Below are 6000 nucleotides of genomic sequence, written 5' to 3' on the forward strand. Positions count from 1 at the left end.
CTCGCAGGCACGGAATGAGGCAGAGAGCGGCCGGGCCCGGCCACTCAGCGCGAACCTCGCCAGCCTAAGGGCTGCCACCGCCGGTCCGCGGCCGGGCGCCGTCGCGGCCGCGGTCGTGTGACTGGGTACCCGGCGCCCCCACCGGAGGGCCGGACACCGGATCCCGTGCAGGAGTCCGCCGAGGTCTGTCGCACGGGCGCGGTCCGAGGTACCTTCCGGCCATGCCGATACGTGTGCGGGGAGCCCACCCGACGAACGGTACGTCCGCGGCTCCGTCCGAAGGCGGCACGAGTGACGCGGGAGGCATGGGCCGATGACGCCCTGTCCGGCGAACGGCTCCGGCCGGTGACACCCCCTTCGGCCATCGGTTCCCATCGGTGACGCCCTCCTCCGGCGAGCGGCCACGGCCGATGGCGGCCCCCGGGCCGCGCACTTCCGCCGGCGGCTCCGGCCGTCACCGCGTCCGCGGGCTCGCCCTGACGGCCGTCGCCGCCGTACTCGCCGTCCCGCTGGTCACCGCGCCCTCCATCGAGGCGCACGCCTTGCCCCGTACGGGCTTCGAGGCCGTCAACGGGTCGCGGTGGACCGGTGCGGACGAGGAGGGGGCGCTGCTCGATGCCGTCGACCGCCACAGCGCCCTGGTGTCCGTGGACCGGATCGGCACGACGCGACAGGGGAGACCCCTGCGCCTCGTCCGGATCGGCGGCGGCCGTACCCCGGCGCTCACCGTGCTGCTGGTGTGCAGCCAGCACGGTGACGAACCGGCGGGCCGCGAGGCGTGCCTGACGGCGGTCCGCGACCTCGCGTACGCCACGGACCGGGCGACCCGCGCCTTCCTCTCCCGCACCGAGATCCTCGTCCTGCCCACCGCCAACCCCGACGGCCTGTCCTCCGGCACCCGGGGCAACGCCGACGGTCTGGACATCAACCGCGATCACCTCGCACTGCGGACCGCCGAGGCCCGCGCGCTCGCCGGGGTCATCAGGGACCGCGCGCCCGACGTGATCGGGGACCTCCACGAGTACGGTGCGACCCCGCCCTACTACGACAAGGACCTCTACGTCCTCTGGCCCAGGACCCTCAACGCCGACGACCGGGTGCACGACGCGTCCGAGCACCTGGCCGAAGGCCGCGTGCGCCCGGCCGTGCTGGACGCCGGATTCAGCAGCGGCCGCTACGGCATATGGACCGACCCCGTGACCGACAGCCCGCTCAAGCAGGCCGCAGGTGACGGACAGGAGCGCATCCTGCGCAACACGGCGGCCGTCAAGCACGCGGTCGGTCTTCTCGTCGAATCCCGCGCGGACGCGCTCTCCGGGGCCGAGAGGGCCGATGCGGCGCTGGGGCAACGCCGCCGCGTACGGTCCCAACGTGCCGTACTCGAGGCCGTGTTCGCCTATGCCGACGAGGAGCGCGACCGCATCAGTGCCGCAACCGGCCGGTCGCGCGCAGCCGGGTTCGCCGACCACGGGCCCGTGTATCTCGGGGGAGCGGACAACGAGGCGGCGGAGCCCGGTGAGATCCTCGCCGACCCGCCCTGCGGCTACCGGCTCACGGCGGACCGCTACGCCGGCGTGCGGGACGAACTGGCCCTGCACGGCGTCACGTCCCGGCCCGACGGTGACGGCGTGTACGTGCCCCTGCGACAGCCCGCCCGGAAGCTGATCCCGCTCCTCCTGGACCGACGGGCCGCATATCACCTCACAAACGGTCAACCCGATACCGCTTGTTGATCCCGGGAGATGCACACCGCGTGTGGTACTGCCTACGGAGAGCGAAATTCCAGCTTCCGTGAAAGGTGCCATTCGTGTCGCAGGACGATCAGAGAACGGGCGGCAGGGGTGATCTGTCGGTGACGGCGGATCTGCCCGGCGATCCGGCACAGGGCCGGCGCCCCACGACCGACCGGGTGGTGTTCGGCGTCACCGCGGCCCTCACCCTCGCCTTCGTGGTCTGGGGGGCCACCGCCACCGACTCCCTGGAGGACGTGTCCGACACGTTGCTCAACGGTCTCCTCCACAACGGTGGTTGGGCCTTCATGCTGGCGGCCTCCGGGTTCGTGGTCTTCGCCCTCTGGCTCGCCATCAGCCGGTACGGAAATATCACCCTCGGCCAAGAGGGTGAGGAGCCCGAATTCAGGACCGTGTCCTGGGTCGCGATGATGTTCAGCGCCGGCATGGGCATCGGCCTGATGTTCTACGGGGTCAGCGAGCCTCTGGCACACTTCACCGACCCGCCGCCCGGCACCCACCCCGCCGACGCCGCCGAGGCAATGCAGACGGCGATGGCCACCACCCTCTTCCACTGGACGCTGCACCCCTGGGCGATCTACGCGGTGGTCGGGCTGGCCATCGCGTACAGCACCTTCCGGCGTCGCAGGCGGCAGACGATCAGCGCGGTCTTCGAACCGCTCATCGGCGCCCGCCACGCCCACGGCGCTTTCGGCCGCCTGATCGACATCCTCGCCATCTTCGCCACGCTCTTCGGCTCGGCCGCCTCGCTGGGCCTGGGCGCTCTCCAGATCGGCAGCGGATTCCAGGAGCTGAACTGGCAGGAGAAGACGGGCACCGGGCTGCTGGTCCTGATCATCGCCGTGCTGACCGTCGCCTTCGTCGCCTCGGCGATCTCCGGCGTGGAGAAGGGCATCCAATGGCTGTCCAACATCAACATGGTGCTCGCCGTGATCCTCGCAGTCTTCGTGTTCATCGCGGGCCCCACGATCATCGTCCTGGATCTGCTGCCCACCTCGCTCGGCGCCTATCTCGGTGATCTGCCACAACTCATCGGACGTACCGAGGCGACGGGCGAGGGCAAGGTGGCCACGTGGCTCGGCAGCTGGACCGTCTTCTACTGGGCCTGGTGGATCTCCTGGACGCCCTTCGTCGGAATGTTCATCGCCCGGATCAGCCGGGGCCGGACGATCCGCCAGTTCATCGGAGGCGTCATCCTGGTGCCCAGCACCGTGAGCCTGATCTGGTTCGCCATCTTCGGCGGAACCGCGATCAAGCTTCAGGAGGCCGGCAAGCTCAGTGGGGCGGACACCCCGGAGGCCCAGCTCTTCGGCGTACTGGACCAGTTCCCGATCGCCACCGTGATGAGCGTGCTGGTGATGGTCCTGGTCGGCATCTTCTTCGTCTCGGGCGCGGACGCCGCCTCCATCGTGATGGGCACCCTCTCCCAGAAGGGCATCCTCGAACCGGCCAAGTGGGTCGTCATCTTCTGGGGCGTCGTCACCGGAGCCGTGGCGGCGATCATGCTGCTCATCGGGAACGGCAAGGGCAATGCGCTGGAGGGTCTGCAGAACCTGACGATTCTGGTGGCCGCCCCCTTCACCATCGTGATGATCGGCATGTGCGTGGCGCTGATGCGGGACCTGCGCGAGGACCCGCTCATCGTGCGCCGCGAGTTCGGTGTGGAAGCCGTCGAGTCCGCGGTCATCGAGGGGCACGCCAAGTACGACGGCGACTTCGAGATCCGGATCGGCCCTGGTGGCGGCCAGATCACCACGGAGCACCACGACAAACCCGGCGGCTCGACGCCGGCGGGCGACTGATCCGTGTCACGCGCGGCACACGGCGGCGGCCCACCGGCTGGGCCGCCGCCTCCGCGCACCTCAGGGGCCACCCCCGTCCCCCGCGCCCGTAGCGGTGCACCAGGCGCCCGCCTCCGGGCAGCGGCTCGGCCCTGATCCGCACCTCGACGTCCCGGGCCCGGCCGCAGTCCCGCCGCTGCCCTCGGACGCCGGGCCGGCCGCGGTCCCACCCGGTGTCCGACGACCCGCGCCCGGGCGGTCTTCGGGCGGAACCGGGCGATCGGGTCCGGCACCGGCCGTGCGGGGCGCCCCTCCCGGAGCCGGACCGGGGCACCCTTGATCACGCCGGACAGGCCTGGCCGCCCAGGGAGGTCCGGCGGCCGATTAGGATCGGCACCCTGATGACTGCCACTCTCGTCGCCAAGGACCTCGCCGCCGGACACGGCGACCGCACTCTCTTCGCCGAGCTCGACCTCGTGGTCGCGCCCGGCGACGTGATCGGTCTCGTCGGAGTCAACGGCGCCGGTAAATCGTCGCTGCTCCGGCTGCTCGCCGGTCTCGACCAGCCGGAGGAGGGCGAGCTGCGGCTCTCCCCGCCCACCGCCACGGTCGGCCACCTGCCGCAGGAACCGGAGCGCCGCACCGGCGAGACCGTGCGCGAGTTCCTGGCCCGCCGCACGGGCGTGGCCGACGCCCAGGCCACGATGGACACCGCCACGCAGGCCCTGGTCGACGGGGCGCCCGGATCCGACGACGCGTACTCCGAGTCGCTGGAGCGCTGGCTCGCCCTCGGTGGCGCCGACCTGGACGAGCGGGCCGAGGAGGTCGCCGCGGACCTGGGCCTCACCGTCGGACTCGACCTGCCGATGACCGCCCTCTCCGGCGGCCAGGCCGCCCGCGCGGGGCTTGCCTCGCTCCTGCTCTCCCGCTACGATATCTTCCTGCTCGACGAGCCCACGAACGACCTCGACCTGGACGGTCTGGAACGGCTGGAGCGGTACGTCTCCGGGCTGCGCGCCGGCACGGTCGTCATCAGCCACGACCGCGAGTTCCTGATGCGCACGGTCACCAAGGTCCTTGAGCTCGACCTCGCCCAGCAGCAGATCAACCTGTACGGCGGCGGCTACGCGGCCTATCTGGAGGAGCGCGAGCGGGCCCGCAGGCACGCCCGCGAGGAGTTCGAGGAGTACGCGGACAAGCGTTCGTCGCTCGAAGGCCGCGCCCTGATGCAGCGCTCCTGGATGGACAAGGGTGTCAGGAACGCCCGCCGCAAGGCCGGCGACTCGGACAAGATGGCCCGCAAGTTCCGCAGCGAGTCGAGCGAGAAGCAGGCTGCGAAGGCCCGGCAGACCCAGCGCATGATCGAACGCCTCGACGTCGTGGACGAGCCGCGCAAGGAGTGGGAGCTGCGGATGGAGATCGCCTCCGCTCCCCGTTCCGGATCCGTCGTGGCCACCATGCGCGAGGCACAGGTCGTCCGCGGTGACTTCGCGTTCGGACCGGCCTCGCTCCAGATCGACTGGGCGGACCGGGTCGCCATCACCGGCGCCAACGGAGCCGGCAAGTCGACCCTCCTCGCAGCCCTTCTGGGCCGCCTCCCGCTGGACTCGGGGCACGCGAGCCTGGGCTCGGGCGTGGTCGTCGGCGAGGTGGACCAGGCACGGAAGCTGTTCCACGGCACGGAGTCCCTCCTGGAGGCGTTCTGCGCGGCCGTCCCCGACACGGAACCCGCCGAGGTCCGTACGCTGCTCGCCAAGTTCGGCCTGCGCGCCGACCACGTGATGCGCCCCGCGACCACGCTCTCCCCGGGCGAACGGACCCGGGCGGCGCTCGCCCTCCTCCAGGGCCGCGGCGTCAACCTCCTGGTGCTGGACGAGCCCACGAACCACCTGGACCTGCCGGCGATCGAACAGCTGGAGTCCGCGCTCGACTCCTACACGGGGACACTGCTCCTGGTCACGCACGACCGCCGGATGCTGGAAGCGGTACGCACGACGCGCCGCGTCGAGGTGGCGGCGGGCCGGCTGACGGAGATCTGACACCGGGGCGGCTCGCGCCTCCGGCGCGGCTGAGGTGGTTCGGCCTTCCGCCACGACTGCCGGGCCTTTGGCGGTGTTCCCTGCCGGCTACTCCGTGCGCGCCTGGCGGCGTGGCTGAGGAGGCTCGGCCTTCGGTGCGCCTGATGTGGTTCGGCCTTCCGGCGCGGCTGCCGGCTCTTACCGGTGGTCCCTGCCGAGCCGGTTCCGCCGCGCCTACCAGCCCGGCGCGCCTCCCGGCCCCTTCCCGCGTCCTCCAGCGCCTCCTGGTACTGCCCGGCCCCTTCCCGGCGCCACCCGGCACTTCCCAGCGCCTCTCCGGGCGACGCTCCCGGGGCTTCCCGGTGTGCGTCCCAGAGCTTCCCGCGTATTTCCCAGCCCCGCCGGCGTTTGAGGCGCGGGGTCCGGGGCGGAGCCCCGGTTACGGGAAGG

At 71.8% G+C, this 6000-nt stretch carries 3 protein-coding genes; all 3 read left to right on the forward strand.

The window, feature by feature from the left end:
• The first annotated feature begins 410 nt into the window (after positions 1-410).
• The 3 genes from ABT025_RS12830 (at position 411) to ABT025_RS12840 (ending at position 5571) form a co-directional block, all read left to right on the forward strand.
• A complete protein-coding gene (locus tag ABT025_RS12830) occupies positions 411-1733 on the forward strand; it encodes a M14 family metallopeptidase (RefSeq protein ID WP_350993047.1) in 1323 nt (440 codons plus the stop codon).
• Positions 1734-1807: 74 nt separating this feature from the next.
• The gene (locus ABT025_RS12835; protein ID WP_350993036.1) at positions 1808-3553 is read left to right on the forward strand and encodes a BCCT family transporter; all 1746 of its coding nucleotides are present in this window, start codon (positions 1808-1810) and stop codon (positions 3551-3553) included.
• Positions 3554-3933: 380 nt separating this feature from the next.
• Positions 3934-5571, forward strand: a complete 1638-nt coding sequence (locus ABT025_RS12840) for an ABC-F family ATP-binding cassette domain-containing protein (RefSeq protein ID WP_350993038.1) — start codon at positions 3934-3936, stop codon at positions 5569-5571.
• Positions 5572-6000 lie beyond the last annotated feature (429 nt).

The sequence above is a fragment of the Streptomyces sp. NPDC002809 genome (assembly GCF_040295435.1).
Taxonomy (GTDB): Bacteria; Actinomycetota; Actinomycetes; order Streptomycetales; family Streptomycetaceae; genus Streptomyces.

Coding starts and splice junctions, on each gene's coding strand:
- ABT025_RS12830 (WP_350993047.1), top strand. CDS start 411: ATGGCGGCCCCCGGGCCGCGCACTTCCGCCGGCGGCTCCGGCCGTCAC.
- ABT025_RS12840 (WP_350993038.1), top strand. CDS start 3,934: ATGACTGCCACTCTCGTCGCCAAGGACCTCGCCGCCGGACACGGCGAC.